Here is a 302-nt window from a genome sequence, read left to right on the forward strand (position 1 = left end):
TGCGGGCGTTCGGCGCGCCGCAGACGACCTGCACGGGTTCGCCCGCGCCGGTATCGACCATGCAGACGCGCAGGCGGTCGGCGTTCGGATGCGGCTTCGCCTCGATGACATAGGCGATGGTGAAGGCCTGTCTCTTATACACATCTCCGAGCCCACGAGACTCTAGGCGCGATCTCGTATGCCGTCTTCGGCTTGAAAAGAGGGGGGGGGGGGGGGGGGGGGGGGGGGGGGGGGGGGGGGGGGGGGGGGGGGGGGGGGGGGGGGGGGGGGGGGGGGGGGGGGGGGGGGGGGGGGGGGGGGGG

Annotated in this window: 1 pseudogene; it reads right to left on the reverse strand. The window is 75.8% G+C overall.

Going from position 1 to position 302, the window contains the following annotated elements:
• Positions 1 to 124, reverse strand: a pseudogene (locus JHD80_RS29200) (hypothetical protein); the annotation flags it as partial.
• Between the last annotated feature and the right edge of the window lie 178 nt (positions 125 to 302).

It is taken from the genome of Allobosea sp. ASV33, from assembly GCF_016428755.1.
Taxonomy (GTDB): domain Bacteria; phylum Pseudomonadota; class Alphaproteobacteria; order Rhizobiales; family Beijerinckiaceae; genus Allobosea.